Source organism: Streptomyces sp. AM 4-1-1, assembly GCF_029167625.1.
In the GTDB taxonomy this organism is placed as follows: domain Bacteria; phylum Actinomycetota; class Actinomycetes; order Streptomycetales; family Streptomycetaceae; genus Streptomyces.
In genome coordinates this window covers 1,739,912-1,765,992 of sequence record NZ_CP119145.1, presented here as the reverse complement: position 1 = coordinate 1,765,992, position 26,081 = coordinate 1,739,912, and the positions used below count along the sequence as shown (strand labels likewise).

24 protein-coding genes are annotated in these 26,081 nt (G+C 73.0%); 6 read left to right on the top strand and 18 right to left on the bottom strand.

Annotated features, from left to right (window positions below):
- The first annotated feature begins 86 nt into the window (after nucleotides 1-86).
- Entirely contained in the window at nucleotides 87-1,508 is a 1,422-nt protein-coding gene (gene cysS / locus PZB75_RS07400) for a cysteine--tRNA ligase (protein ID WP_275534492.1), read from the top strand.
- 158 nt (nucleotides 1,509-1,666) lie between these two features.
- Here cysS and PZB75_RS07395 read toward each other — a convergent pair whose 3' ends face one another.
- From PZB75_RS07395 to PZB75_RS07385, 3 genes are all read right to left on the bottom strand, one after another.
- Nucleotides 1,667-2,041 (bottom strand): hypothetical protein, encoded by a 375-nt coding sequence (locus tag PZB75_RS07395; protein ID WP_275534491.1) that lies wholly within the window; start codon nucleotides 2,039-2,041, stop codon nucleotides 1,667-1,669.
- Between the two features lie 11 nt (nucleotides 2,042-2,052).
- Nucleotides 2,053-2,817 carry a hypothetical protein gene (locus tag PZB75_RS07390; protein ID WP_275534490.1) on the bottom strand — a complete coding sequence of 255 codons (765 nt, stop codon included), beginning with the start codon at nucleotides 2,815-2,817 and terminating at the stop codon, nucleotides 2,053-2,055.
- Between the two features lie 152 nt (nucleotides 2,818-2,969).
- Entirely contained in the window at nucleotides 2,970-3,203 is a 234-nt protein-coding gene (locus PZB75_RS07385) for a hypothetical protein (RefSeq protein ID WP_275534489.1), read from the bottom strand.
- 171 nt (nucleotides 3,204-3,374) lie between these two features.
- Between PZB75_RS07385 and PZB75_RS07380 the strand changes: the two genes are divergently transcribed.
- On the top strand, nucleotides 3,375-4,640 hold the full coding sequence (locus tag PZB75_RS07380) for an MFS transporter (RefSeq protein WP_275534488.1): 1,266 nt from the start codon (nucleotides 3,375-3,377) through the stop codon (nucleotides 4,638-4,640).
- A gap of 108 nt (nucleotides 4,641-4,748) precedes the next feature.
- On the opposite strand, the gene PZB75_RS07375 is transcribed toward PZB75_RS07380, so the two are convergent.
- The 7 genes from PZB75_RS07375 to PZB75_RS07345 all read right to left on the bottom strand — a co-directional run bounded on the left by PZB75_RS07375 (nucleotide 4,749) and on the right by PZB75_RS07345 (nucleotide 13,157).
- Nucleotides 4,749-6,128, bottom strand: a complete 1,380-nt coding sequence (locus PZB75_RS07375) for a carboxyl transferase domain-containing protein (protein WP_275534487.1) — start codon at nucleotides 6,126-6,128, stop codon at nucleotides 4,749-4,751.
- Nucleotides 6,121-7,581, bottom strand: coding sequence for an acyl-CoA synthetase (locus tag PZB75_RS07370; protein WP_275534486.1), 1,461 nt, complete (start codon nucleotides 7,579-7,581; stop codon nucleotides 6,121-6,123). The genes PZB75_RS07375 and PZB75_RS07370 overlap by 8 nt, the downstream gene beginning before the upstream one ends.
- Before the next feature lie 167 nt (nucleotides 7,582-7,748).
- Complete coding sequence (locus PZB75_RS07365) at nucleotides 7,749-8,957, bottom strand: MFS transporter (RefSeq protein ID WP_275534485.1); 1,209 nt, start codon at nucleotides 8,955-8,957, stop codon at nucleotides 7,749-7,751.
- Between the two features lie 133 nt (nucleotides 8,958-9,090).
- A complete protein-coding gene (locus PZB75_RS07360; RefSeq protein WP_275534484.1) occupies nucleotides 9,091-10,698 on the bottom strand; it encodes a GAF domain-containing protein in 1,608 nt (535 codons plus the stop codon).
- Nucleotides 10,699-10,716: 18 nt separating this feature from the next.
- Nucleotides 10,717-11,754, bottom strand: coding sequence for a rod shape-determining protein (locus tag PZB75_RS07355; RefSeq protein WP_275534483.1), 1,038 nt, complete (start codon nucleotides 11,752-11,754; stop codon nucleotides 10,717-10,719).
- Between the two features lie 144 nt (nucleotides 11,755-11,898).
- The gene (locus PZB75_RS07350; protein WP_275534482.1) at nucleotides 11,899-12,480 is read right to left on the bottom strand and encodes a hypothetical protein; all 582 of its coding nucleotides are present in this window, start codon (nucleotides 12,478-12,480) and stop codon (nucleotides 11,899-11,901) included.
- A 230-nt stretch (nucleotides 12,481-12,710) separates the two neighbouring features.
- Nucleotides 12,711-13,157, bottom strand: coding sequence for a MarR family transcriptional regulator (locus PZB75_RS07345; protein ID WP_275534481.1), 447 nt, complete (start codon nucleotides 13,155-13,157; stop codon nucleotides 12,711-12,713).
- A gap of 136 nt (nucleotides 13,158-13,293) precedes the next feature.
- Here PZB75_RS07345 and PZB75_RS07340 point away from each other — a divergent pair, with 136 nt between their 5' ends.
- Nucleotides 13,294-14,313 (top strand): NADP-dependent oxidoreductase, encoded by a 1,020-nt coding sequence (locus PZB75_RS07340; protein WP_275534480.1) that lies wholly within the window; start codon nucleotides 13,294-13,296, stop codon nucleotides 14,311-14,313.
- Between the two features lie 65 nt (nucleotides 14,314-14,378).
- Entirely contained in the window at nucleotides 14,379-15,161 is a 783-nt protein-coding gene (locus PZB75_RS07335) for an EI24 domain-containing protein (protein ID WP_275534479.1), read from the top strand.
- A 101-nt stretch (nucleotides 15,162-15,262) separates the two neighbouring features.
- Here the strand turns inward: PZB75_RS07335 and PZB75_RS07330 are convergent, their stop codons facing one another.
- Nucleotides 15,263-17,188, bottom strand: coding sequence for an FAD-dependent oxidoreductase (locus tag PZB75_RS07330; RefSeq protein ID WP_275534478.1), 1,926 nt, complete (start codon nucleotides 17,186-17,188; stop codon nucleotides 15,263-15,265).
- A 220-nt stretch (nucleotides 17,189-17,408) separates the two neighbouring features.
- A complete protein-coding gene (locus PZB75_RS07325; RefSeq protein ID WP_275534477.1) occupies nucleotides 17,409-18,359 on the bottom strand; it encodes an SGNH/GDSL hydrolase family protein in 951 nt (316 codons plus the stop codon).
- Nucleotides 18,360-18,711: 352 nt separating this feature from the next.
- Between PZB75_RS07325 and PZB75_RS07320 the strand changes: the two genes are divergently transcribed.
- On the top strand, nucleotides 18,712-19,206 hold the full coding sequence (locus tag PZB75_RS07320) for a DUF3145 domain-containing protein (RefSeq protein WP_275534476.1): 495 nt from the start codon (nucleotides 18,712-18,714) through the stop codon (nucleotides 19,204-19,206).
- A gap of 210 nt (nucleotides 19,207-19,416) precedes the next feature.
- Here the strand turns inward: PZB75_RS07320 and PZB75_RS07315 are convergent, their stop codons facing one another.
- From PZB75_RS07315 to PZB75_RS07295, 5 genes are all read right to left on the bottom strand, one after another.
- Nucleotides 19,417-20,679 carry a beta-ketoacyl-[acyl-carrier-protein] synthase family protein gene (locus PZB75_RS07315; protein ID WP_275534475.1) on the bottom strand — a complete coding sequence of 421 codons (1,263 nt, stop codon included), beginning with the start codon at nucleotides 20,677-20,679 and terminating at the stop codon, nucleotides 19,417-19,419.
- A 78-nt stretch (nucleotides 20,680-20,757) separates the two neighbouring features.
- A complete protein-coding gene (locus tag PZB75_RS07310; RefSeq protein ID WP_014045780.1) occupies nucleotides 20,758-21,006 on the bottom strand; it encodes an acyl carrier protein in 249 nt (82 codons plus the stop codon).
- 61 nt (nucleotides 21,007-21,067) lie between these two features.
- On the bottom strand, nucleotides 21,068-22,069 hold the full coding sequence (locus PZB75_RS07305) for a ketoacyl-ACP synthase III (RefSeq protein WP_275534474.1): 1,002 nt from the start codon (nucleotides 22,067-22,069) through the stop codon (nucleotides 21,068-21,070).
- A 13-nt stretch (nucleotides 22,070-22,082) separates the two neighbouring features.
- Entirely contained in the window at nucleotides 22,083-22,997 is a 915-nt protein-coding gene (locus PZB75_RS07300; RefSeq protein ID WP_275534473.1) for an ACP S-malonyltransferase, read from the bottom strand.
- Nucleotides 22,998-23,086: 89 nt separating this feature from the next.
- Nucleotides 23,087-24,286 (bottom strand): helix-turn-helix domain-containing protein, encoded by a 1,200-nt coding sequence (locus tag PZB75_RS07295; RefSeq protein WP_275534472.1) that lies wholly within the window; start codon nucleotides 24,284-24,286, stop codon nucleotides 23,087-23,089.
- A gap of 109 nt (nucleotides 24,287-24,395) precedes the next feature.
- Between PZB75_RS07295 and PZB75_RS07290 the strand changes: the two genes are divergently transcribed.
- Complete coding sequence (locus tag PZB75_RS07290; protein WP_275534471.1) at nucleotides 24,396-25,052, top strand: pirin family protein; 657 nt, start codon at nucleotides 24,396-24,398, stop codon at nucleotides 25,050-25,052.
- A gap of 58 nt (nucleotides 25,053-25,110) precedes the next feature.
- On the opposite strand, the gene PZB75_RS07285 is transcribed toward PZB75_RS07290, so the two are convergent.
- On the bottom strand, nucleotides 25,111-25,935 hold the full coding sequence (locus tag PZB75_RS07285; RefSeq protein ID WP_275534470.1) for a serine hydrolase domain-containing protein: 825 nt from the start codon (nucleotides 25,933-25,935) through the stop codon (nucleotides 25,111-25,113).
- Nucleotides 25,936-26,081 lie beyond the last annotated feature (146 nt).

The window sequence follows — 26,081 nt, the reverse complement described above, 5'->3', positions numbered from 1 at the left end:
CGGGAGGGGCACCAGGCGCCGACGCCGTCGTCCGCTCCTCGATGGACATCACCGCCTGACGACCGGACCACACGGGGAGAGCCGACATGCCCATCCGCTTGTACGACACCGGTGTCCGCAAGGTCCGTGACTTCGTCCCGCTCACCCCGGGCCGTGTCTCCATCTACCTGTGCGGCGCCACCGTCCAGGCGGCCCCGCACATCGGGCACATCCGGTCGGGGCTGAACTTCGACATCATGCGCCGCTGGTTCGAGTACCGGGGACACGACGTCACGTTCGTGCGGAACGTCACGGACATCGACGACAAGATCATCAAGAAGGCCGCCGAGCGGAACCGCTCCTGGTGGTCCATCGGGCACGAGAACGAGCGCGCGTTCAACCACGGTTACGACGCCCTCGGTTGCCGCCCGCCCACCCACGAACCGCGGGCGACCGGGCACATCCCCGAGATGACCGAGATGATGCGCGTGCTGATCGAACGCGGGCACGCGTACGAGGCCGACGGCAACGTCTACTTCGACGTGCGTTCCTTCGCGGGCTACCTCTCGCTGTCCAACCAGGAGCTGGACAACCTGCTCCAGCCGTCCGGTGAGGGCGAGACCGGCAAGCGGGACCCGCGCGACTTCGCGATGTGGAAGGCCGTCAAACCGGGAGAGCCCAGCTGGCAGACGCCCTGGGGACGCGGCCGGCCCGGCTGGCACCTGGAGTGCTCGGCGATGGTCCACACGTACCTGGGCGACGCGTTCGACATCCACGGCGGCGGGATCGACCTGATCTTCCCGCACCACGAGAACGAGATCGCGCAGGCCAGGGCCTTCGGCGACGACTTCGCCTCGTACTGGGTGCACAACGCCTGGGTGACCATGAGCGGCGAGAAGATGTCGAAGTCCCTCGGGAACTCGGTCCTGGTGAGCGAGATGGTCAAGCGCTGGCGCCCCGTCGTGCTCCGCTACTACCTGGGCACCCCGCACTACCGCTCGATGATCGAGTACAGCGAGGACGCCCTGCGCGAGGCCGAGTCGGCGTTCGCGCGGATCGAGGGGTTCGTGCAGCGGGTCGTCGAGAAGGTCGGGGGCGAGGTCGCCCCCGCCGACGAGGTCCTGCCCGCCTTCGCCGAGGCGATGGACGACGACCTGGGCGTCCCGCAGGCGCTCGCGATCGTGCACACGGTGGTCCGGCAGGGGAACTCGGCGCTGGCCGCCGACGACAAGGAGGCGGCCGTCGCACGGCTCGCCGAGGTACGAGCCATGCTGGGGGTCCTCGGACTCGACCCGCTCGACCCGCACTGGGCGGGTGACGACGACCGGGGCCAGGAACTCCACGGGGCCGTCGACACCCTCGTGCGCCTGGTGCTGGAGCAACGCGAGGCCGCCCGCGGCCGTCAGGACTGGGCCACCGCCGACGCGATCCGCGACCATCTGCGGCGGTCCGGGCTCGTCATCGAGGACGGCCCGGGCGGCCCCCGGTGGACGCTCGGCCCGACCGGGACGCGTACGGGCGCGCCCTGAGGGACCCGGCACGGTCCGCGCCGTACGCCTGAGGGCTTCCGCCGGGCCGGGAGTCCGCCGTACGTGTCCCACAGGGCGTACGAGCGCGTCGTCGGCGAGGGGCGGACCACGGCGCCCGCCACCCGTACGAGTCGCACTCGACCGCCGTTCGGGTACGGCTACGCGGCGGCCGGGGGCGGCAGGACCGGCCGGGTCCCGCCGCCCTGCGGGCAGGTCCAGGAGGCGACGCCGTCCACCACCGCGGCCACTGCCGGGTGGCTGTGGCCGGAGGCGGGGCACGGCGGGGCCGGGGCGCCGCCCGTGGATTCCAGGACGCCGTCCTGCAACTGGCCGGCCAGCATGACGACCGCCTCCGCCTCGGCCATGCCCCGCTCCAGCAGCACGCTCGTCGAGGTCCCGTCCGGGCAGCCCAGCGTGACCTCCACCCCTTGCGGGTCGGCCGGTGTCACGGTCAGGGTGTGGCCCCGGGGGGCCCGCAGCTGCCGCAGGACGGTCTCCGCCCAGTGGCGTACCGCGTCGGCGTTCGGGGTCATCGTCGGCCCGCCTACTTCTTCGCCCTGACGTCCGCGGCCCAGGCGAGGGAACCGGTACCGGTCCTCCCGCCGATGTTCACCCGGAACGTCATGTGGTCCTGGAACTGCACGTGGTCCCCGTGCCTCACCGGCTTGAGCGTGCCGTGGAAGTGGTAGCTCTTCCCCACCACGTGCCCCGCGTTCCTCGGCTTCCGTCTGCCGTTGCTCCACCACGAGACGCCCTGTTCGGTGACCTTGCCCGTGATGACCGCCCGTAGCTTCGCCGAGATCCTGTAGCCCCAGTTGATCGTGGAGTGGTGGCAGTTGAAGCGGGCCGACAGTGTCCCGCGCGCATCGCTCCAGCTCGGGTTCTTGTCGCAGCGCAGTGTGGCCGGTCCCTTCTTCGCGGCCGGCTGGCGCGCGGCGGCCGCGGCAGTGGCCGGGGCGGCGGTCGGGGCGGCGGCGTCCGACGAACGGCCCGGCTTGCCCACGGGCACCCCCAGAAGCGCGGAGATCCGTTCGAGGTCGGCGGTGGAGAGCTTCTGTGTCCCGCCGCCGGGGCCCGTCGCGTCCAGCGTGAGACGCAGTGTCGTCTCCGTGGCGGCGGTCGCCGTCCTGGCCACGAACGTCCGGCCGCCGGGCGGAGCCGCCCGGTCCGTCCGGTGCGGCGCGCCGTCGTGGTCCGCGGGTCCCGTCCGCGCGGTGGCGGCGCCGGCCGTCGCGAGTGTCAGGGCGGTGCAGACCGCCACCACGGACGTCCTCCAGGAAAGGCGCACGTTGCTGTTCCCCTCATTCACCGGGCGAATGTCGGCAGCAACTTTTTCGTACCCGAGCGGCCATTTCAATCGAAGCGCGGCGAAAGACGAATGAAAGGTGCGTTCGTGGCATGACCCTGAGACGTCACGGGGTGTCCGGCCGGGCCCCGGTCACTTCTCCGGTTCCGGCGGGGTCACTCCGGTCCCGGCGGCGCCGTCGCCCACAGCTCCGGGCCGCCGCCGCGCCACTCGACGAGCCGGTCGTCGTCCAGCCGGATGTCCTCGGGTCTCAGCGCGCCGGCCTTGCGCAGGAACTCCACCAGATCGCTGGGCCGGTAGGCGATGCCGACGAGGAGCCTGTCGTAGCGCACCCTTCGGCCGCCCTGCTCATCCGGCGGGTGGACGATGATGCGTGCCTGTACGGACATACCCCCCAGCGTGTACCGAGCCGTGCCCCGGTGCATCCGGACGGCGTCCGGGAGCGGTCAGGGCCCGGGCCCGCCCTGCCCGCGCGGGGCGCGGGAGCGGGCGTCGGTGAGTGGGGCGGGGCGGGGCGGGGCGGTCGAGCGGGGCCTCGGCGGCGGTCGCTACCATCCGCTGTGACCGAAACGACCGAACCGGCTGTACCGCGCGGCCGAATACTCGCCGACCTGACCCCACTGCGGACCTCCCCCGACTACCGGCGCCTCTGGTTCGGCAACACGGTGTCCTGGGTGGGGCAGGGGATGACCGCGCTCGCCGTGTCGCTCCAGGTGTACGACCTCACCGGGTCCGCGTTCTCGGTCGGCCTGATCGGCTTCTGTTCCCTCGTACCGCTGGTCGTGTTCGGGCTGTACGGCGGCGCCGTGGCCGACACCTTCGACCGGCGCAAGCTCGGCCTGCTCAGCGCCTCCGGCTCGTTCGCGCTCTCCGTCGGGCTGGTCGTCATCACCGTCGCCGGGATCGACCAGGTGGGGCTGCTCTACGCGGTCGTGGCGCTCCAGGCGGTCTGTTTCGCGCTCAACTCGCCCGCCCGCAGCTCGATGATCGCCCGGCTGCTGCCCGCCGAGCAACTGCCCGCGGCCAACGCGCTCAACTCCATGACCAGCACCACCGGCGCACTGGTCGGACCCATGATCGGCGGGCTCCTGGTGGGCTGGTGGGGTTACCGGGCCGCGTACACCATCGACGCCGCCACCTTCAGCGCCTCGCTGTACGCGATGTGGCGGCTGCCCTCGATGCTGCCCGACCGGAGCGAGGGGAGCGGCGGCGGACGGGCGTCCGTGATGGACGGGCTCCGGTTCCTCGGGACCCGGCCCAATCTGCGGATGACCTTCTTCACCGACCTGTGCGCCATGGTGCTGGCCCAGCCCCGGGCACTCTTCCCGGTCGTCGCCGTCGTCTGGTACGGGGGCGACGCGAAGACCACCGGACTGCTGGTCGCGGCCCCGGCGATGGGCGCGCTGCTCGGCGGGGTGTTCTCCGGGTGGCTGGGCCGGATCAGACGGCACGGACTCGCGGTGGTGATCTCCGTGGCCTGCTGGGGCGGCGCCGTCGCCGTCTTCGGACTCACCCGGCAGCTCTGGCTCGGTCTGCTGTTCCTGGCGCTCGCCGGGTGCGCGGACACCATCTCCATGGTCTTCCGGAACACCATGCTCCAGGCGGCGGTGCCGGACGACATGCGGGGACGGTTGCAGGGCGTGTTCATCGTCGTCGTGGCGGGCGGGCCGCGGCTGGGCGACTTCCTGGCCGGATCGGTCGCCGACCTCGCCTCCCCCGAACTGGCGGTCGTGGGGGGAGGCGTGGCGTGCGTGATCGCGGTGGCACTGCTGGCGCTGCGGTGGCGGGGCTTCCTCTGGTACGACGCGAAGAACCCGTGTCCGTGAGGGGGCGCGCGTCCACGGGAACCGGCCCCGCCCGCTGCCGCCCGCCCCGCCCGCTGCCGCCCGCCCTGCCCCGTGCCTCGGCCGTCCGCCCGGCCCACGCCCCGGTCGTCAGTCCTCCGGCGGCGCGAGGCCCACGACCGCGCGGGCCACACCCAGCTCCACCAGGTCCTGCGGACGCAGCCGTAGCTGATCGGCCGTGCGGCGCAGTTCGCTCTCCGGGCGCTTCAGGATCGCGGCGGCCGACTCCGGTGCGATGACGGAGAAGTAGCTGTCCGGGGTGACGTACATGTTCCCCGGCGCCGCCAGGGCCAGCGCCCCGCCCGAACCGCCCTCGCCGATCACCAGGGTCGTCACCGGGACCCGGGCGGCGGCGACCGCCGCGAAGGTGTCGGCGATGGCCGCGCCCGCGCCCGCCCGCTCCGCCTCCGCGTCGTTCGCGGCTCCCGGGGTGTCGATCAGGGTGAGGACGGGGACGCCGAGCCGGTCCGCCAGCCGGATCACCCGGCTCGCGGTGCGGTAGCCGGCCGGGAGGGTCGGGGTGCCGCACTGGGCGACGTACGCGACCGGCCGGCCGCCACGCAGTCCGAACCCGCAGAGCAGACCCGGGTCCGTGCCGCCGCACCGGTCGCCACCGAGCGGCAGCCGCTCGTCGAAGTACGCGTCCAGATACGCGGCGGCGCGCGGCCGGTGCGCCGAACGCGCCCTGCGCACCGCCTCCCAGCCGGAGTCGGGCGGACCCGCAGGGGTGTCCCGGCCGGTCCCCGGGGCGCCCGTGCCCGGCAGCGCGTGCGGTACCGGTGCGGGCGCGGCGGGGCCGGAGGAGCGCAGCGCCCGCAGCCAGCGGCCCAGGGTGCGGGGCAGCTCCGCCGGGGTGACCACCGCGTCGATGTGCCCGGCCGCCAGCTGTCCCTCGGCGGTGTACGCGGCCGGATCGGCGTCGGCGGGCCGCACCCGCGATCCGGCGAACCCGATCTGCGCCCCCGGCAGCGCCAGGGCCACGTCCGCGCCCGCCCCCACCGTGGCCCAGCCGCCGCCGGTCGACGGGTCGCGCAGGACCGCGATCTGCGGCAGCCCGGCCGCCCGCAGCCGAACCGAGGCCCGCGCCACCCGCTGGAGCTGCGTCAGCGCGACCACGCCCTCCTGCATCCGGCTGCCGCCCGTCGCCACGAGCGCGACCAGCGGCAGCCGCCGCTCCGCCGCACAGCCGTACGCGGCCTCGATCGCGTCCCCGGTGCGCTGCCCCAACGAGCCGCCCAGGAAGCCGAATTCGAAGGCGAGGAGCACACAGGGGCGGCCGTCGACCGTGGCGGTCCCATGGATCACGGACTCCTGCTCGCCGGTCCGCCCGGCGGCCAGGGCCCGCGCGTCGGCGTACCCGTGCCAGCCGAGCGGGCCGTCCCCCACCGTGCCGGCACCGGGGGTGACGGACTCGGTGAACTCCCCGGTGACTGCGGCGATCGCCTCACGGGCCGTCATCCGGTCAGTCATGGAGTGCCCGCTTCATGACCTTGCCCATGTCGTTGCGGGGCAGCGCGTCCAGGTACCGGACCGTGCGCGGGCGCTTGTGCGGGGCCAACTGCCCTGCCACATGGTCCGCCAACTCCCGCTCACCGGGCGGGTTCCCGGGATCGGCGGGCACCACCCAGGCGACGATCCGCTCGCCCAGGTCCGGGTCCGGCTCGCCCGTGACGGCGGCCTCCCGGACGCCCGGGTGGTCCAGCAGCGCGTTCTCGATCTCGCCCGCGCCGATCTTGTGACCGCCGCTCTTGATCAGATCGGTGGCCTTGCGGCCGACGATCCGTACGTACCCGTCGGCGTCGAGGGTGGCCATGTCGCCCGTACGGAACCAGCCGTCCCCGGTGAACGCGGCGGCCGTCGCGTCCGGCCGGTTGAGGTAGCCGGAGAACAGGTTCGTGCCGCGCACCTGGATCTCGCCGATCGCACCCGTCCCCTCGGGGTCCGGGACCGGGGTGCCGTCCTCCTCGGCCAGCCGGAGTTCCACACCGCGCAGCGGGACGCCGACCGTGCCGGGGCGCGGTTCGCCGTCGGCCCGCACCGCCGTGTTCATCAGGGTCTCCGTCATGCCGTACCGCTCGACGACCCGGCGCCCGGTGGCCGCCGCGATCCGCTCGTGGTCGTGGACCGGCAGCGCCGCCGACCCGGACACCAGCAGCCGCGCCCCGGCCAGCGCCTTCGCGGTCTCGCCGCCCTCCGGCCCGTCCAGGGCCTCCGCCAGCCGGTGGTACATCGTCGGTACGCCGAACAGCATCGTGCCGCCCGACAGCAGCTCCCGCGCCACGCCCTCGACCGAGAACCGCCCCAGATGACGGACCGAACCGCCCCGGCGCAACGGCCCCAGGACGCCCAGGATCAGACCGTGCACATGGAACAGCGGCAGCGCGTGCACCAGGACGTCGACGCCGGTCCACCGCCAGGCGTCCTCCAGCGCGTCCAGGCTCGCGGCGATCGCCCGGCGCGGCAGGACCGCGCCCTTCGGCGGGCCCGTGGTGCCTGAGGTGTAGACGATCAGGGCGGGGGACTCGGGGCCGGGCTCAGGGAACACGCCCTCGCCGCGCGCGGTGATGTCGACGTCCGTACGGGGCAGGGCGGCGAGCGCGGGCGGCAGGGTGTCGGCGGCCCCGGCGAGCACCGCCGAGGGGGCACTGTCGGCCAGGATGTGGGCCAGCTCGCGCTCACCGGTCCTCGGATTGAGCGGCACGGCGGGTACCCCGGCCCGTAGCGCCGCCACCACCGCGACCACCGTCTCCGGTGTCGGGGTGGCCCAGACGGCGACCCGCCCCGCCCCCGCCAGACGCGCGGCGAGCGCACCCGAAGCGGCGGCCAACTGGGCATGGGACAGGGACGTTCCGCCGAACCGGACGGCCTCCTGGGAGGCGGCCGGTGCGGATGCGTGGTCCAGCGAAGGCAGAAGAGAGGTCACCCGTCGCAGCGTAGCCGCGCCGCGCGCCACCGAAAGGGCGCGGTGCGGACCGGAGTGCGCCCCGGACGGCCCCCCCGTACGCGCCGGCCGCCGTGGCCGCCAGTTGACGGGCCGCCGCTCCGGCCGGAGGAACGGGTCACGCACCGGCCGGGGCGCGACCGCCGGACTCAGCTCCGGTCGATGGTCCGCATCCGGCCGTACGCGTACACGCATCCGGCCAGCGCCAGGTCGGACAGCAGCATGAACCCGATGGAGTACGAGTGCTTGGCGCTGTAGATCGCGCCCATCACCAGCGGCGGCACGAACCCGCCGAGCCCGCCCACCGCGCCGACGATCCCGGTGACGCTGCCCACCTGTCGCTGCGGTGTCACCTGCGAGACCAGGGCGAAGACGCTGCCGCTGGCGGTGCCGAGAGCGGCGGCCATGCACAGCAGCGCGATCGTGCCGCCCGGCGCGAGGCCCGGATCGAAGGACTGGACGATCGCCGTCAGCGCGGCGAGGCCGAGCGCCCCGGACGTGACCGCCGCCGGGTGGACGCGGTCCGACAGCCAGCCGCCGATCGGCCGGAAGACCACGGTGACCAGGGCGAACCCGGCCGCCTTCGTGCCCGCGTCGGTGGGGGACAGGGCGTACCAGGTCTTCAGGTACGTCGGCAGGTAGACCCCGAAGGCGACGATGCCGCCGAACCCGATCGCGTACAGCGCGGACAGCTCCCAGGTGACCTTCAGCCGCCCGGCCCGGCCCAGCCGGGTGGCGAGCGAGGCGGTCGGCAGCTGCCGGTCCGGATGGTCGGTGATCAGTACGGCCGCGAGCGCGGCGTAGAGGACGAGCGCCGCGGCGACGACCCAGAACGGCAGGTCGTCGCCGTGCGCGGCGATCCTCGGGGTGAAGTAGCCGGACAGCGCGACACCGCCCATGCCCATGCCGAAGACACCGAGGGCGAGGCCGCGCCGGGCCGGCCGGAACCACGAGTTGACCAGCGGGATGCCGATCGCGAACGTCGTGCCGCCCAGCCCCAGCAGAAAGCCGACGACGAGCATCGCGGCGAACGAGTCCTTCGCCGGGATCAGCAGCAGTACGGGTACGACCGTGAACGCCGAGACCAGCGGGAACATCACCCGGGCGCCGAACCGGTCGGTCAGCGCGCCGACCGGGACACGGCCCAGCGAGCCGACGATCACGGGCACCGCCACCAGCAGCGACTGCTCGAACGAGCTGAGCCCCAGCCGGTCCTTGTAGGCACCGGACATCGGCGAGATCAGGTTCCAGGCCCAGAAGGTGAGCCCGAATCCGACCGTGGCCATGACCAGGTTGCGGTACGCGGCGGACGACCGCTCGCCGGCCGGAGCGGGGGACTGTCTGACGGCTGCTTCCACACCGCCAGTCAAGGGCGCCGGAAGGCCGCGAGCCCGTCGGGTTGCTCCATGCGGGGCGCCGGGGCCGGGCGCCGCGCGCTGCCGCGCCTCCGGTCCGACGCCCGTACGTGTACGGCCGCCGCCGTCCGTGTCCTCACAGGGGGGTCTGCCAGGTGAGGGTGGACGACCGGGTGCCGTCCTCCTCGCGACCGTCGTCCGCGACCGTCAGCCGCAGCGCGGGCCGCCCCCGCGGGGTACGCGCCGTCGCGTCCACCTCCACCTCGATCGCCGACACCCCGGCCCGCCGGTGCGCGGCGGCGAGCGCGCGGCGCAGAACTGTCAGCAGCTCCTGGTCCGCGGGCTCCCGCACCAGCGCGTCCACCGCGCCCATGAAGTGCACCGACGGCTGGAAGCCGAGCACGGAGGCTGCCCCACCGGTCTCCCGCAGCACCCGGCCCCGGAACGTGCCGGGGGACTCGGCGGGAGGCTGCTGAAGCGCGAAGATCGTGGTCCGCACCTCCTGGATGGTGGAGTCCAGCTCGTCGACCGCCCGGCTCAGCAGCTCGTCCGTCTCCGGCGCGTCGGCGCGGCGCCGGGTCGACTCCAGCATCATCTCGGTGGCGAACAGCCGCTGTACGACGAGGTCGTGGAGATCCCGGGCGATCCGGTCCCGGTCCTCGTACACCGCCAGCTGTTCCCTGTCCTGCTGGGCGTCCGCGAGGACGAGCGCGAGTGCGGCCTGCGAGGCGAACTGCGAGGCCAGCAGCCGGTCGACGGCCGTGTAGGCGCGCTCGCCGCGCCGCCGGGGCAGGGCGAGCGTGCCGATCAGCCGTCCGCCGCTCTGCAACGGCAGCATCATGCTGGGTCCGAAACGCGATCTGACATGCGTGGTCATCCGGGGATCGGTCGCCGAGTCCTTGAGGAACACCGGCTCTCCGCCCAGCAGTTGGACCAGTACGGGAGAGCCGGGCGCGATCGTGGTGCCGACGATGCCCGCCGGGTCGTCGAGGGTCGAAGCGGTGACGATCTCCATTCCGCCCTCCGGGGTGGGCTGGAGGATGACCCCGGCCGCGGCGCCGGCCAGGACGCGGGCCCGCTCGGCGACGGTCATCAGGGCGTCCGAGGCGTTCCCGCCCGCCAGCAGGGCGGTGGTGACGGCGGCGGCGCCCTCGATCCACCGCTCGCGCTGCCGGGCCGTCTCGTACAACCGGGTGTTGCCGATCGCGATACCGGCCTGCGAGGCGAGTACGCGCAGCAGCGCCACGTCCGTGTCGGTGAAGTGCCCGGTGCTCTTGCCGGTGAGGTAGAGGTTGCCGAACACCTCGGTGTCGACCCGGATCGGGGCGCCGAGGAAGGAGCGTGCCGGGGGGTGGCCCGGTGGCACCCCGCTGGAGCGCGGGTCCGCGCCCAGATCGTCCGAGCGCACCGGTCCGGGTTCCCGGACGAGCACGCCGAGCATTCCCGAGTGCCCGTCCGGGAACCGGCCGATGCGCCGGCGTTCGGCATCGCTCAGACCGGTGGTGAACAGCTCGGTGATCGTGCCGCGTTCGGGGTCGAGGACGCCCAGCGCGCCGTGCCGGGCCCCGGTCAGCGCGGTCACCGCCTCCACGATCCGCTGGAGGGCCGCCCGTAGTTCCAGCTCGGTCCCGACGCCGAGCACCGCCTCCAGCAGCTCCGGCAGCCGGGGGGACCCGCCGGGCCCGGGTGAGCTGTCGGCGCCGTCCGCCCCGGTCCCGTCGTTCCGCCCGTACCCCTGCGTCATCCGCCGGGCCCCGGGGCCTCAGCCGGCCAGTGGGTCGAGCACCATCGGGCGGATTCTGCCCTCCAGCATCTCGCCGAGCCCGAGCACCGAGCAGACGTCCGGACGTTCCGCGATGTGCACGGGCATCCCCGTCGTCGTCCGCAGCATCTCGTCCAGGCCGGGCAGCAGCGCGCTGCCGCCGACCATCATGATCCCGCAGTCCGCCAGGTCGGCCACCAGGTCCGGCGGGCAGTCGCGAAGGACCTTGCCGAGGCCGTCGAGCACGCTGGTCAGCGGATGCTGGATCGCCTCCCGGACCGCCGCCGTGTCCACCTCCACCGTGCGGGCCCGGCCGGTCACGGTGTCCCGGCCGTGGATCTCGGTGAGGGCGGGGCCGTGCTGGATCAGCCCGTTGCCGCTGAGCGTGAGGTGGAGCGGGCGTACGGACCGGGCCGGCAGCAGCAACTGGTGGTGCTGGCGCAGATACTGGATGACCGCCTGGTCGATGGCGTTGCCGCCGACCGGCACGCGCACCGCCGCCACGATCGAACCGAGCGACAGCACGGCGATCTGGGTGGTCGCGGCGCCGCACACCATGATCATGGTGGCGGTCGGCTGCTCGACGGGCAGCCCGCAGCCGACGGCCGCGGAGATCAGGGTGTCCACCAGCTCGACCCGCCGGGCGCCGATTCCGAGCATGGTCTCCACGGCGGCCCGCCGGGCGATCGGGTCGCTCTCGTGCGGGATGCAGACCGCCGCGCGCAGCCGGGGTTTGCGGCGCAACTGGCGGCGGAGCTTGTCGCCCAGCAGATGGCGCACCATACGCTGGGCCATGTCGATGTCGACGACGGTCCCGCCGGAGACCGGCCGGACCACCCGGATGTAGTCGGGGGTGCGGCCCGTCATCCGCTCGGCGAGCGCGCCGACCGCGATGAGCGAGCCGGTACGGGTGTTCACGGCCGCGACGCTCGGCTGGTCGACGACGAGCCCGACCCCCTTGATGTACACCCGGGTCCGTGAGGCCCCGAGGTCGACGGCGACATGGCAGCGGCGCAACTGCTCAAGACTGACGGTCACGGCAGGGTCTCCCGAGAGCGCGGATGGCGGTACCGGCGGCACACCGGTTCTTCCCCGCATCCTGCGGGCCGCGCCGCCGCGCCGCCCGCCGGGAGCGGCCGTCCGGGTGACCGTCCCCCGGCCGGGGGACGGGCGGCGGCGCGGTCAGCCGGGCAGCAGCCGCTGGAACAGGCCCCAGGTGAACTCGGCGACGTACGGCTTCGCGGGCTGCCGCCCCGGGCCGGGCACGGAGACCGCCAGGGCCCACCGGGTCGGGGCGCTGCCCTCCATCGGGCGGGCCGGCGGGAAGGCCCGCGCCACCTCGTCGACGGTGCAGGACCAGGGCGTCAGGTCCTCGACCGTACGCAACGCGGGCCCGGCCGCCCCCGGGGCGCGTACCAGCCATTCGTTCCACACGGCTCCGCCGGGCGCGGTCATCACCTCGAACCGCAGCTCCGGCCAGAGCGGCACCGGCCAGAGCAGCGCGTCGCACTCCAGATCACCGATCCGGCGGCGGACGGACGTCTCCGGCTCGCCGAGCGCCGCCCGGTAGCGGCGCAGCGAGCCGCGGCCGCCCCGGGGCGCGCGCACCATGCTCTGCCAGCGGCGGTTGGCCTCCCGCATCTCGGCGAGTGACGCGCTCAGCTCCTGACGGGCGTCCTCGACCAGCTCGGGGTGGTGGTCGGCCATTCGGCGCAACAGGACGAGCTGGAATTCGAGCGGTCCGAAGGGGGTGGCGGAAGTCATGGGTTCATCCTCCACCGGGGGTGGCCCCGGCGGGCGCCGGGGGCCGCCACGCACCTGCGGGGCCCGGCAGGGGCACGCGCCTGGGCCGCCGCGTGCCCCAGTGGTCCGGCTTGCATGGATGCCGGGCCGGCTGCGCACCCGCGCGCCCCGGTCGGTACGGGTGTCAGGGCCGCCGCGCTCCCAGCGCCCCGGTCGGTACGGACGTCAGGGCCGCCACGCACCCGCGTGGCTCAGCCGGCCGTGTCCCCGTCCGTGCCCACCATCCGGCGCAGCAGGTCCCGCAGCGTCTCGCGCTCCTCGGCCGAGAGACCGGCCAGCGGCTCCCGCGCGAAGTCCAGCGAGTCGCGCAGCCGCAGCGCGGTGGCGGCGCCCTCGTCGGTCGGCGCCGCCAGCTTCACCCGGCGGTCGTCGGGGTCGGGCCGCCGCTCCACCAGGCCGCGCGCCTCCAGCCGGTCCACAATGCCGGTGACGTTCGACGGCTCGCACTTCAACTTCTGGGCGATCCTGCGCATGGGCATCGGTTCGGCGGAGAGGAGCCTGAGTACCTGGGCCTGCGAGGCGGTGAGGGAGTGCGCGGCGGCTGCCCGGTCGTACTCCTCGTAGTAGCGCGCCACGACGGTGCCGATGAGTTCGACGACCTCAAGGGTCAGCGGATCTGTGCGCCTGGTGGTGGCCATGCCGCCATCGTAACGAATTGTTTGACAACATGAAATATCCAGGCGCATGGTTATTTCAGCACCTGAATCAAATCGGCGGACCGTCCGAGGTCCGACCGACGGCCCCCGCCCGAACCCCACCCGAGGAGACACGGTCATGTCCGCATCGCTTCCCACTTCCAGCCGTGAGTGGCACCTCGTCGCCCGGCCGCACGGCTGGCCCACGAACGAGGACGTCGCACTGCGCGAGACCTCCGTGGCGGCGCCGGCCGCGGGGCACGTCCTCGTCCGCAACATCCACTTCTCGGTCGACCCGTACATGAGGGGCCGGATGAACGACGTGAAGTCGTACACCCCGCCGTTCGAGCTCGACCGGCCCATGGACGGCGGCGCGGTCGGCGAGGTCATCGCCTCCGGTGACGAGCGGTTCGCGGTCGGCGACCACGTCCTGCACGGCCTCGGCTGGCGCGAGTACGCCGACGTCCCGGCCGAGCGTGCCGCCAAGGTCGACGCCTCCGTCGCCCCGCTCTCCGCCTACCTCGGCGTGCTCGGCATGACCGGACTCACCGCCTACGCGGGCCTGTTCGAGGTCGCCTCGTTCAAGGAGGGCGACGCCGTCTTCGTGTCCGGCGCCGCCGGCGCGGTCGGCAGCCAGGTCGGGCAGATGGCCAGGATCAAGGGCGCCTCGCGTGTCATCGGCTCGGCCGGCTCCGACGAGAAGGTCAAGCTCCTCACCGAGGAGTACGGCTTCCACGCGGCGTTCAACTACAAGGACGGGCCCGTGACCGATCAGCTGCGCGAGGCCGCCCCGGACGGCATCGACGTCTACTTCGACAACGTCGGCGGCGACCACCTCGAAGCCGCCCTCGCGTCGTTCAACACCCACGGCCGCGCCGCGATCTGCGGGATGATCGCCCAGTACAACTCCACCGAGCCGAACCCGGCCCCCCGTAACCTCGCCCTCGTCATCGGCAAGCGGCTGCGCCTCGAAGGACTGCTCGTCGGCGACCACACCGCGCTGCGGCCGAGGTTCGTCGAGGACGTCGCGGGCTGGCTCGCGTCCGGCGAGCTGAAGTACCGCGAGACCGCCGTCGAGGGCATCGAGCACGGCTTCGACGCCTTCCTCGGTCTGCTGCGCGGCGAGAACACCGGCAAGATGATCGTCACCCTCGGCTGATCCCACCGCCCGACGGCCGCGTCCTCACGCACGGGGGCGCGGCCCGCGCCCGTACGCTGAACCGCATGGGTGATCTCACGGCCGGGTTCGGCTACTTGATGAAGGGGCAGCGCTGGGTCGCCCGGCACGGCCGGTGGTTCGGGTTCGGTCTGCTGCCCGGACTGCTCACCCTCGTCGTGTACGCGGGCGCGCTCATCGGTCTCGGATACGGGGCCGACGACCTGGTGGGCCTGGCGACGCCCTTCGCCGACGACTGGGCCTCACCCTGGCCCGGCCTGCTCCGCGGCGCCCTCACGGCGCTGCTGTTCGTCCTCGGACTGTTCCTGGCCGTGATCACGTTCACCGCCGTGACGCTCCTGGTCGGCCAGCCGTTCTACGAATCGCTCTCCGAGGAGGTCGACCGCGGCGAGGGCGGGGACGCCCCCGGGCCCGGACTGCCGCTCTGGCGGGAACTGTGGATCTCCGCCCGGGACAGCGTCCGTGTCCTGCTGCGGGTCGCGGGCTACGGCGTCCTGCTCTTCGCCCTCGGATTCGTCCCGGTCGTCGGCCAGACCGTGGTCCCCGTGATCGGCTTCGGCGTCACCGGATACTTCCTCACCGAGGAGCTGACGGCCATCGCCCTCCAGCGCCGCGGACTGGTCCTGAAGGACCGCCTCACCCTGCTGCGCGGCCGGCGCGCGCTGGTTCTCGGCTTCGGGGTGCCGCTGGGACTGGCGTTCCTGGTGCCGTTCGTCGCGGTGTTCCTGATGCCGGGGGCCGTCGCGGGCGCCACCCTGCTGGCCCGTGATCTGCTGCCGCCGCCCCGGGAGACCGCCCGCCCGGCCCCGCACGCCCTCGACAAGGACTGACGACCGCCCACCCCCCCGGGGTGCGGCCTGCCCGCGCGCACAGGGCCCCGGCCGCACAACGCGACCGGGGGCCCCTCACAGCCGAAGCAGCCGGCGTCCCGTCAGCCGCTGTGGACCTCCAGGGCGGTGCGCACCGCCGACTCCACCGCCCCCTCGATCCAGGCGGGCTTGATCGACGTGTGGCAGCCCGCGAAGTGCAGCGGCCCCTCCACGGTCCGCACATCGGGGAACAGCTCGGTGTGCTGCCCGGGAAGCAGCACGGCCGCCTCGCCGTACGCGTACGGGTCACGCATCCACGACTGGGTGCGGCCGACGCCCGTGTAGAAGACCTCGATCCGCTGTCCGTACACGTCCTGGACACCGCCCAGCGCGTGCGGGTAGCGCTCCTCGTCGTCGAGGGAGTCCCACTTCAGCGCGTCGTCCGCCCAGCTGTACGAGGCGAGGACCACACCGCCGCCGCTGCCCGGGACCGGGTGGGACGGCTGGTACATGAAGCGGTTCGGGTTGTCCGTCACCGAACCGCCGCCGATCACCCCGGCCGCCCCGGGCTGGTCACGGGCGGTCGCCCGGTACGCGGCGTAGTGCACGCGCTGGGCGGGCGGCAGATGCCCGGAGGGCACCGACGGATGGGCGCCGAGCAGGGAACCGTCGGCCGGGGCCTTGCCGAGCCGGTACTCCTCGTACAGCCCCGGACGGACCGCCTCCAGCTCCCGCTTCCAGTCCGCCTCCTCGAACTCCCACCAGCGGCGGCTGAATTCGAGCAGCACCTTCGTCGCCGCGTCGTAGTGGATCTCGGTGATCGCCCGGCGCTTTCCGTACGAGAGCGCGGGGGTGACCGGGATGTGACGCAGCCCGGAGAACGGGACCGTGATGATCGCCTCGTCGCCCGTGAACGTCTCGCGCACGATCGGCCCGTCGCGCCCCTCGGAGACCGTCTCGACGCGGACGCCGTCCGGGCCGTGCGTGATCCTGGCCGCCCGGCGGTCCAGCCGGACGGAGCCCTTGACCCGCTCGTAGAGCGCGTCGGCGAGGGTGGCGGTGCCGTCGGGCAGCTCGAAGAACGCGGTGTCCGGGCTGATCAGCGAGGCTCCGATGAAGCTGTGCACGAACGCCAGATGCATCCGCGAGGTGAGGTTCTCGACCGTGCCGATGAGGTCGACGGTCCGGACGTCGAGCCCGGCCGCCTCGGTCAGGAACCGGAACATCGACCAGTGGCCGTACTTCTGCACCACCCGGGCCCAGCCCTCGACGAGCGCCCGTCCCTCCTTGCCCTCGAACTCCGCGCGCACCGGGGCGAACGCCTCGCGCACGATCTGCGCGGCGGGCTTGTTCTCGTACGCCGCGGGCACCCCGAACGAGCGGTTGACCGCCTGCGGCCTGGCCGCGTAGTCGGCCCGGCGGACCCGGACGCCGTTGGCCTGAATCCAGGTGCGGTAGGCGGGCCGGCCCTGGCCGTCCACATCGACGAGATGGAAACGGCGGCGCTTCAGCCCGAGACTGTCGATCAGCCCGGTGACCAGCGGATGGCTGTCCGGGATGCGCATGGCGCCGGCCTCCGCGTACTGCTTCGGGTCCGCGAAGGGGGCGGGGGACTTCTCATGGCCGCCGGTCCTGAAGGTCTTGATACGGCCGCCGACGCGGTTGCCGTTGGCCTCGATGACGGTGACCTCGTGTCCGGCCTCGCGCAGCAGATGCGCGGAGATCAGTCCGGCCGGTCCCGCGCCCACGATCAGCACCTTCTTGCGGGCCTTGCGGTTGGGCGGCAGCCCCTTGCCCAGCAGCACCTCGCGGTAGTGGGGCACCAGGGGCCGGTCGTGGTCGTCACGCACGAGGACCGCGCGGGCGATGGTGAGGCAGGTCTCCCAGTCGGTCTCCCGCGTTCCGGGAGCGGCGGGTGCGGCGGGCGCGGCGGCCTGGGCGGTGCCCGTGGTACCCGCGGCGAGCACCGCGGCTCCGGCGGCGGCGCCCGCGATCAGATGGCGACGGGAGGGCTGGCCGAGGGAAGGGTCGGCGGATGGTGAGTTCATGCGACTCACCTTGTGGGCAACGACGGTGGCAGCCCTCACGGACGCGCGCCTCCCGCCCCGGAATCACCCGTAGGGGGACGGTGTTCGTATCGGATCGATGCCAAGTACGTCCGGCGCGCGAGGCGTTGTGACATGCGGGGAGCCAACGCGCGGTGATGTACGGGAATTGACGGCCGGTCAGAAAATGGGCGGAGGGGCCCCGGGTGTCCGCCGGGAGGTGTTACGCGGGCGGGTCGGCCGCCGTGACCTTGCGGTAGGCGATCTCGGCCAGCCGTGCCTGCCCGTCGCGGCCCGGATGGAACCAGTCCCACTGGCTGAGCTGCTCGCCCGTGAAGCGGTAGTCGAAGACCGCCCCGCCGTCGTAACGGCAGCGCCGGTCCTTCGCGCAGACGTCCCTCAGCACCTCGTTGTACGCGACGACCCGCTCCTGGACCAGCGCCCGACGGGCCACCGCCGCCGGGCCCAGATCGTCCGCGTCGCCCAGCATCGACTTGCAGAGGCCCAGCTTCCAGATCTGCTTGCCCAGCGCGTTCTCGCGCCCCGTCGACCAGAGGCGCATCAGGTCCGGCACGCTCGACACGTACACCTGCGCGTTCGGCGCCGCCCCGCGCAGCTGCCGCATCGACGCCTCGAACAACGCCCGGAAGTTCTCGACCGGCGTCATGATGTCCGCCGAGTCCCGGCACGCGTCGTTCGCGCCGATCATCACCGTCACCAGCTCCGGCCGGTCCTTCGCGGCCAGCGCCATCTGCTCCGGCAGCTGGGCGATCCGGGCCCCGGTCGTGGCGTGGTTCCAGCTGTGCGTGGCCGCCCTCGCCGGGCCGAGCAGCCGCACCGCGAGGCTGCGCACCCCGCTGTCCGTGCCCGTCGCCCAGGACACCTCCGGGCAGTCGACCAGCACCGAACAGGCGTCGAAGCCCCGGGTGATCGAGTCCCCGACGGCGGCGATCGAGGCGGGGCTGCGGCCCCAGAGCGGCCCGGCGGCTGCCCGACGCTGCTCGGCCGAGGGGCCCTTCGCCGTCCCGGCCGGTCCCGCGTCACATCCGGCGGACGCCGCGACACCGATGAACGCGACCACGGAGAGCGCGGCGGTCACGGTCCGTGAACGTCGACGCACCGGACGTGGCGCGCTCGCCGTCCGTGAACGGCGGCGTATGGAACTGTCCCGCATCCCCTCGTCCCTCCGGTCCCTGGCTCCCCGCCGACTCTGTCCGGCCCCGGGCCGTGGACCCCGTGTCCCGGCCGAGGAAGCCCGACCGCACGGATGGCCCTGAGGCCGACCGTACGTCAGACTGCCGGTGCCGCCACACGGTAGTTTTTCCCCCGTCGGACCAGCGGCATCGCTTCCGCCCGGCTCCGCCGGAGTGGCTTCGGTAAATTACATCACGTCACATACTGTCCCTTTCAGGAGATTAACTCCCGATGCTGTTAACTGATGACAACCTCGGGGACCGGCCGGGAAGCGGCGGTACGGGCGCGAGGCCGCAGCGGAAGGCCAACCTCGTCCCACTCTGGAGGCCCCGGTGACGACACGTGGAGTTCTGTACGTCCACTCCGCACCCCGTGCGCTGTGCCCGCACGTCGAATGGGCGGTGGCGGGCGTTCTCGGTGTGCGGGTCCAGCTCGACTGGGTCAGACAGCCCGCCGCCCCCGGCACCTGGCGGTCCGAGTTCTCCTGGAAGGGCCGGATCGGCACCGCGTCCGAGCTCGCCTCCGCCCTGCGCGGCTGGGACCTGCTGCGGTTCGAGGTGACCGCCGAGCCCTGCGCGACGGCGGAGGGCGAGCGCTACAGCTCCACCCCCGGGCTGGGCATCTTCCACGCGGTCACCGGGATGCACGGCGACATCCTGGTCCCGGAGGACCGGCTGCGGGCCGCACTGGCACGCTCACTGCGCGGGGAGTCGGATCTTGAGGTGGAGGTCGCCAAGCTCCTCGGCAAGCCGTGGGACGACGAGCTGGAGTCCTTCCGGCACGCGGGGGAGGGAGCGCCGGTGCGGTGGCTCCACCAGGTGGTCTGAGGACCGTCCCGTCCCGCACGACGGCCTCCTGCGCGGCGCCCGCGCCGGTTGTGCCGCCGCACCGGCCCCCCGCCCCGCCGGCCCGTGCGCCCGCGCACGGCCACCGCGGGGGCCGCGCCCCCGGTGCCCCTCCTCCACGACGAAGCCCGCCTCCCCGGACAGGGGAGGCGGGCTTCGTCGTACCGCTCACACGCGGTGGGGCGGTCGTGGTCAGACCGAACGGAACGCCAGCACCACGTTGTGGCCACCGAATCCGAACGAGTTGTTGATCGCGGAGATGGTCCCCACGGGCAGCGGGCGCGGCTCGTCGCGCACGATGTCCGCGTCGACCTCGTCGTCGAGCTGATCGATGTTGATGGTCGGCGGTGCGAGCCGGTTGTGCAGCGCCAGGACCGTCGCGACGGTCTCCACACCGCCCGCCCCGCCCAGCAGATGACCGGTCATCGACTTCGTCGCGGAGATCGCGACATGGTCGAGGTCGTCGCCCAGCACCCGGCGCAGGGCCTTGATCTCGGCGACGTCGCCCTGCGGTGTGGAGGTCGCGTGGGCGTTGAGGTGCACGACCTCGTTCGGCTTGAGGTCGGTCGCGTCCAGCAGGTTCCGCATCGCGGTGGCGATACCGCGGCCGGTCGGCTCGGGCTGGGCGATGTGGTGGCTGTCCGCGGACAGCCCCTGACCCAGCACCTCGCAGTAGGCACGGGCGCCGCGGGCGGCGGCGTGCTCAGCGGACTCCAGGACGACGACACCGGCACCCTCACCGAGCACGAAGCCGTCACGGGCCGTGTCGTACGGACGGGAGACCGTCTCCGGGTTCTCCTCCCGCTTGGACATCGCCATCATGTTCGCGAAGGCGGCGATCGGCAGGGGGTGGATGGCCGCCTCGGTGCCGCCCGCGACGACGATGTCGGCGCGGCCGGTACGGATCATCTCGACGGCGTACCCGATGGCCTCGGCGCCGGACGCGCACGCCGAGACGGGGGTGTGGACACCGGCCTGGGCGTTGATCTCCAGACCCACGTTGGCGGCCGGGCCGTTGGGCATGAGCATCGGGACGGTGTGCGGGGAGACGCGGCGGGCGCCCTTCTCCTTCAGTACGTCGTACTGGTCGAGCAGGGTGATCACGCCACCGATGCCGGAGGCGATGACCGAACCGAGCCGTTCGGGACGGACGGAGTCGTCCTCACCGGCCTTGCCGGTGAAGCCGGCGTCCGCCCATGCCTCGCGGGCCGCGATGACGGCGAACTGCGCCGACCGGTCGAGCTTGCGGGCGAGCGGACGGGGCAGGACCTCGCCCGGGTCGACAGCCGCGGGGGCGGCGATCCGGACGGGCAGTTCGGCGAAGCGTTCGCCCTGGAGGGGCCGGACGCCGGAACGGCCGGCCAGCATGCCTTCCCAGGTCGATGCGGAGTCGCCACCCAGCGGAGTGGTTGCGCCGATACCGGTGACGACCACGGTGCGATTGGTCGAACTCACTGGAAATTCTTCTCCACGTGTAGGGGGTCGTGAATCAGCGGCGCCACCGCCGGGTGGCGACACACGAGCCGGGTCGGGTCAGCCCTGGTGCTTCAGGATGTAGTCGGCGGCGTCGCCGACCGTCTTGAGGTTCTTGACGTCCTCGTCGGGGATCTTGACGTCGAAGCGCTCCTCGGCGGCGACGACGACCTCGACCATGGACAGCGAGTCGACGTCCAGGTCGTCGGTGAAGGACTTGTCCAGCTGGACGTCCTCGACCGGGATACCGGCGATCTCGTTGACGATCTCGGCGAGACCGGTGACGATCTCTTCCTGCGTGGCGGCCATTTTGGCGCTCCTTCGGTGTGTTTCTGCTGAATCGGACGTCCGGGCCGGAAGACCCGAGTGCCTAGGGGAGGGTAACGACCGTCGCGGCGTAGGCGAGACCCGCCCCGAAGCCGATGACGAGCGCGGTGTCGCCGCTCTTCGCCTGGCCGGTCGCCAGGAGCCGCTCCATCGCGAGCGGAATCGAGGCGGCCGAGGTGTTGCCGGTGGTCTCCACGTCCCGGGCGACCGTGACGTGCTCCGGCAGTTTCAGTGTCTTCACCATCGAGTCGATGATCCGCATGTTGGCCTGGTGCGGAATGAAGACGTCCAGGTCCTCCGGGGCGATCCCGGCCGCGTCCAGCGCCTGCTGGGCGACCTTCGCCATCTCGAAGACGGCCCAGCGGAAGACCGCCTGGCCCTCCTGGGTGATGGCCGGGAACTTCTCGACCGTGCCGTCGCGGTAGTCGTCCCACGGCACCGTCTGCCTGATGGTCTCGGACTTGTCGCCCTCGGACCCCCAGATCGAGGGACCGATGCCCGGCTCCTTCGACGGGCCGACGACGACCGCGCCCGCCCCGTCGCCGAACAGGAACGCCGTCGTCCGGTCCGACAGGTCGGTGAGGTCGCTGAGCCGTTCCACCCCGATGACCAGCACGTATTCGGCCGAGCCGTCGACGACCATGCCCTTGGCGAGCGTCAGGGCGTAGCCGAAGCCCGCGCAGCCGGCCGAGATGTCGAAGGCGGCGGGCTTGCCCGCGCCGACCTTGTGCGCGATCTCGGTGGCGATCGCCGGGGTCTGCTTGAAGTGCGAGACGGTGGAGACGATGACTCCGCCGATCTCCTCCGGGGCGATCCCGGCGGCGGCGATGGCCTTGCCCGCCGCCTCCACGGACATCGCGGAGACGGTCTCCTCGGGGGAGGCCCAGTGCCGGCTGGCGATACCGGAGCGGGAGCGGATCCACTCGTCGGACGAGTCGATCGTCTCGAGGATCACCTCGTTGGGCACGACACGGGTGGGACGGTAACCGCCGACACCCATGATCCGTGCGTACGGGGCGCCCTTGCCGGGCTTGATCTTCGACATGCTCGCGGGCTCCTTAGGCACCCACGTGCTCAGCGATGAGCGCGCGGGCGGCGTCGAGGTCGTCGGGGGTCTTGAGCGCGAGGGTCTTCACACCGGGCAGCGCGCGCTTGGCGAGTCCGGTGAGGGTGCCGCCGGGGCTGGCCTCGACGAGGGCCGTGACGCCCAGTTCCTTGAAGGTTTCCATGCACAGGTCCCAGCGGACCGGGTTGGCGACCTGGCCGACGAGACGCGAGATGACCTCGGCGCCGGTGTCGACCGTCTTCCCGTCGGCGTTGGAAAGATACGTCACGGTGGGGTCGGAGACCTTCAGCGAGGTGGCGGCCTCGCGCAGCTTGTCGACCGCGGGAGCCATGTGGGAGGTGTGGAACGCGCCGGCGACCTTGAGGGGCACCACGCGGCGCACTCCCTCGGGCGGGTCCCCGGCCAGCTCGGCCAGTTGCGCGGCGGTGCCCGCGGCGACGACCTGGCCCGCGCCGTTGACGTTCGCCGGGGTCAGTCCCAGCTTCTCCAGGTGCGGGATCGTTACCTCCGGGTCGCCGCCGAGCAGCGCGGACATCCCGGTCTCGGTCGCCGCGGCCGCCTCGGCCATGGCGAGGCCGCGAAGGCGTACGAAACGCAGCGCGGAGTCCTCGTCGATGACACCGGCGAGCACGGCGGCGGTGATCTCACCGACGCTGTGACCCGCCACGGCCCCGGGCGACGCGCCGAGCGCGCCGGCGGACAGCAGGCCCGCCGCGACCAGCAGCGGCTGGGCCACGGCGGTGTCACGGATCGCGTCGGCGTCGGCCGCCGTGCCGTAGTGGGCGAGGTCGAGGCCGATGGCGTCGGACCAGCCCGCGACGCGGTCCGCGGCGCCGGGAAGGTCGAGCCAGGGGGTCAGGAAGCCGGGCGTCTGAGCGCCTTGGCCGGGAGCGACGAGTACGAGCACCCTCACACTCTCTCTTGCGGACGGTCCGGAGCGCCCGTGGGGACAAGGACGAAGAACCGTCAGGGGAATTGTTGAATACTTACAAAAGTCTAGGACTGGGTGTCCTTGGCGGCCAGGCGCCCGAGGATGAGGGCGACCCGCAGCGTGAACGCCGATCGGACGTCGGACGGAGACCAGCCGGTGACGTCAGTCACACGTCGGAGCCGGTAGCGCACGGTGTTGGGGTGGACGAAGAGCATGCGCGCGGCACCTTCAAGGCTACTCGCCTGCTCCAGATACACGCTCAGTGTTTCCAGGAGCGCGGAACCGGCTTCCTCCAGTGGTCTGTAGATCTCCTCCACCAACTGGTCCCGGGCGGCCGGGTCACCGGCCATCGCGCGCTCCGGCAGCAGATCGTCCGCGAGCACCGGCCGGGGGGCGTCCTGCCAGGCGGTGCACGCCTTCAGACCGGCGGCGGCGGCCTGCGCGGACCGGGTGGCCGCCAGCAGGTCGGGGACCACGGGACCGGCGACGACCGCGCCCGCGGCGTACGGGCCGATCAGCGCCTTGGCGACCTGGAGCGGGTTGTCGTTGCCGCCCGCGATCACGACCAGCCGGCTCCCGAGCACGCCCGTGAGGACCTGGATCTTGGCGTGCCGGGCGGCCCGCCGGATCGCCTCGACGGTCAGCTCGCTGTCCCCGTCCGGGGCCGTGCCGAGCACGACACAGACATGGTCGGGGGAGTTCCAGCCGAGCGCGGCGGCGCGTGAGACGGCGCCCTCGTCGGCCTCACCGGACAGCACCGCGTTCACCACGAGCGATTCCAGGCGGGCGTCCCACGCCCCCCGCGCCTCGGCCGCCTGCGCGTAGACCTGGGCGGTCGCGAAGGCGATCTCCCGGGCGTAGACGAGCAGCGCCTCACGCAGCACCGACTCGTCGCCGGGCGCCGCGACCTCCTCGATCGCGGTCTCCATGACCTCGATCGTGGTCCGCACCATCTCGACCGTCTGCCGCAGCGTGATCGCCCGGGTCAGCTCGCGCGGGGCGGTGCCGAACACATCGGTGGAGATGGCCTGCGGGGTCTCCGGGCGGCGGAACCACTCCGTGAACGCGGCGATGCCGGCCTGGGCCACCAGACCGATCCAGGACCGGTTCTCGGGGGGCATGGCCCGGTACCACGGCAACGTCTCGTCCATGCGGGCGATCGCGTTGGCCGCGAGCCGCCCGGAGGACTGTTCCAGGCGTTTCAGGGTCGCGGCGTGCAGGTGGGCGTCGTTCGTGGCGGGCTGTTCAGGATCGGGTCGAGGCACCACACAAGATTGCCCTATCGGGGCAAGTGCCCGTGGCGGCGGGGCGGCGGCCGGGCCGCGTCCGGACCGACCGGACCGGGCCGGGAGCCGCCCCGTTACCGTGGGACCCGTGATCTCCGTACACCGGTCGGGCGACCGCTACCAGGGCGGGGACGGCGAGGCAGGCATCACCTCCCTGCACGCCTTCTCCTTCGGCCATTTCTACGACCCGGACAATCTCCGCTTCGGCGCGGTCATGGCCTGCAACGAGGAACGGCTGGCGCCGGGCGCGGGCTTCGACGAACACCCGCACAGCCATACCGAGATCGTCACCTGGGTGATCGAGGGCGAACTGACCCACCGCGATTCGGCGGGCCACGCCACGGTCGTACGGGCCGGTGATGTGCAGCACCTCAGTTCGGCGGCCGGGGTGCGCCACGTCGAACGCAACGACGGTACGCGGCCGCTGACGTTCCTTCAGATGTGGCTGGCGCCGCTGTCGCCGGGTGGCGGGCCCTCGTACCGGATCGTCCGGTCCCTCGCGGACTCCACCCCGTACGCCCTCCCGGCGGCCGGCGCCGTGCTGCGGGTGCTCGGACTCGGCGCGGGGGAGCGCTCGGCCCTGCCGGACGCGCCGCGGTGGTACGTCCATGTCGTACGGGGTGAGGTCCGGCTGGCGGGCGAGGAGTTGACGCCCGGAGACTCGGCGCGCGTCACCGGGGCCGAGGGGCTGGAGCTGGTCGCCACGGAGCCGGCCCGGGTGCTCCTGTGGGAGTTGTCCGACTGAACCGCACCCTCCCGCGGGCCCGTCGAGCCGGCCGACGCGCGCCGGACCGCCGGACGGGTCAGCTCAGTTCCGCGAGGACCGCGTCCGTGAACGGCGGCCACGCCTCGACCGCCCACGGTCCGAACGGCCGGTCGGTGAGCACCACGCAGGCCGCCCCCGAGCCGCCCGCCGCGGCCGGGTCGACCCACAGGAAGGTCCCGGACTGCCCGAAGTGCCCGAACGTCGCGGGCGACGACGAACCACCCGTCCAGTGCGGCGACTTGGCGTCCCGGATCTCGAACCCGAGCCCCCAGTCGTTGGGGTTCTGATGACCGTAGCCGGGCAGGATTCCCTTCAGCCCGGGATGGACGACGGTCTGGGCCGCCAGCACCGTGCGGGGGTCCAGCAGACGCGGTGCCTGGAGCTCCGCGGCGAACCGCACCAGGTCGTCGACGGTCGAGACGCCGTCCCGGGCGGGCGAGCCGTCCAGCGTCGTCGACGCCATGCCCAGCGGTTCCAGGACCGCCTGGCGGACGTAGTCGCGGAACGGGATGTCGGTGGCCTCGGCGATGTGGTCGCCCAGCGCCTCGAAGCCCGCGTTGGAGTACAGCCGCCGGGTGCCGGGCGTGGCCGTCACCCGGTGTTCGTCGAAGGCGAGGCCGCTGGTGTGGGCCAGCAGGTGCCGGACGGTGGAACCCTCGGGCCCGGCCGGTTCGTCCAGCTCGACCGCCCCCTCCTCGTACGCCACGAGCGCGGCGTACGCGGCGATCGGTTTGGTGACGGACGCCAGGTGGAAACGGTGCGTGGTGGGGCCACGCGTGCCGGCCACGGTGCCGTCGGCACGGACGACGGCCGCCGCGGCGGTGGGGACGGGCCAGTTCTCGATCATCGCCAGGCTCTGCATGGGAACGAGACTAACGACCTCCCCGACGGGCAAGCGGGGCGCCGGGAGCCCGCCCCCGTCGTGGGGGAGGTCGTGAGCGCTGTCTCCTCGTCCCGGTGGGCACCGGGGACGCGGAGGAGACCGGTGGGCCCGGGGAGAAACGGAGT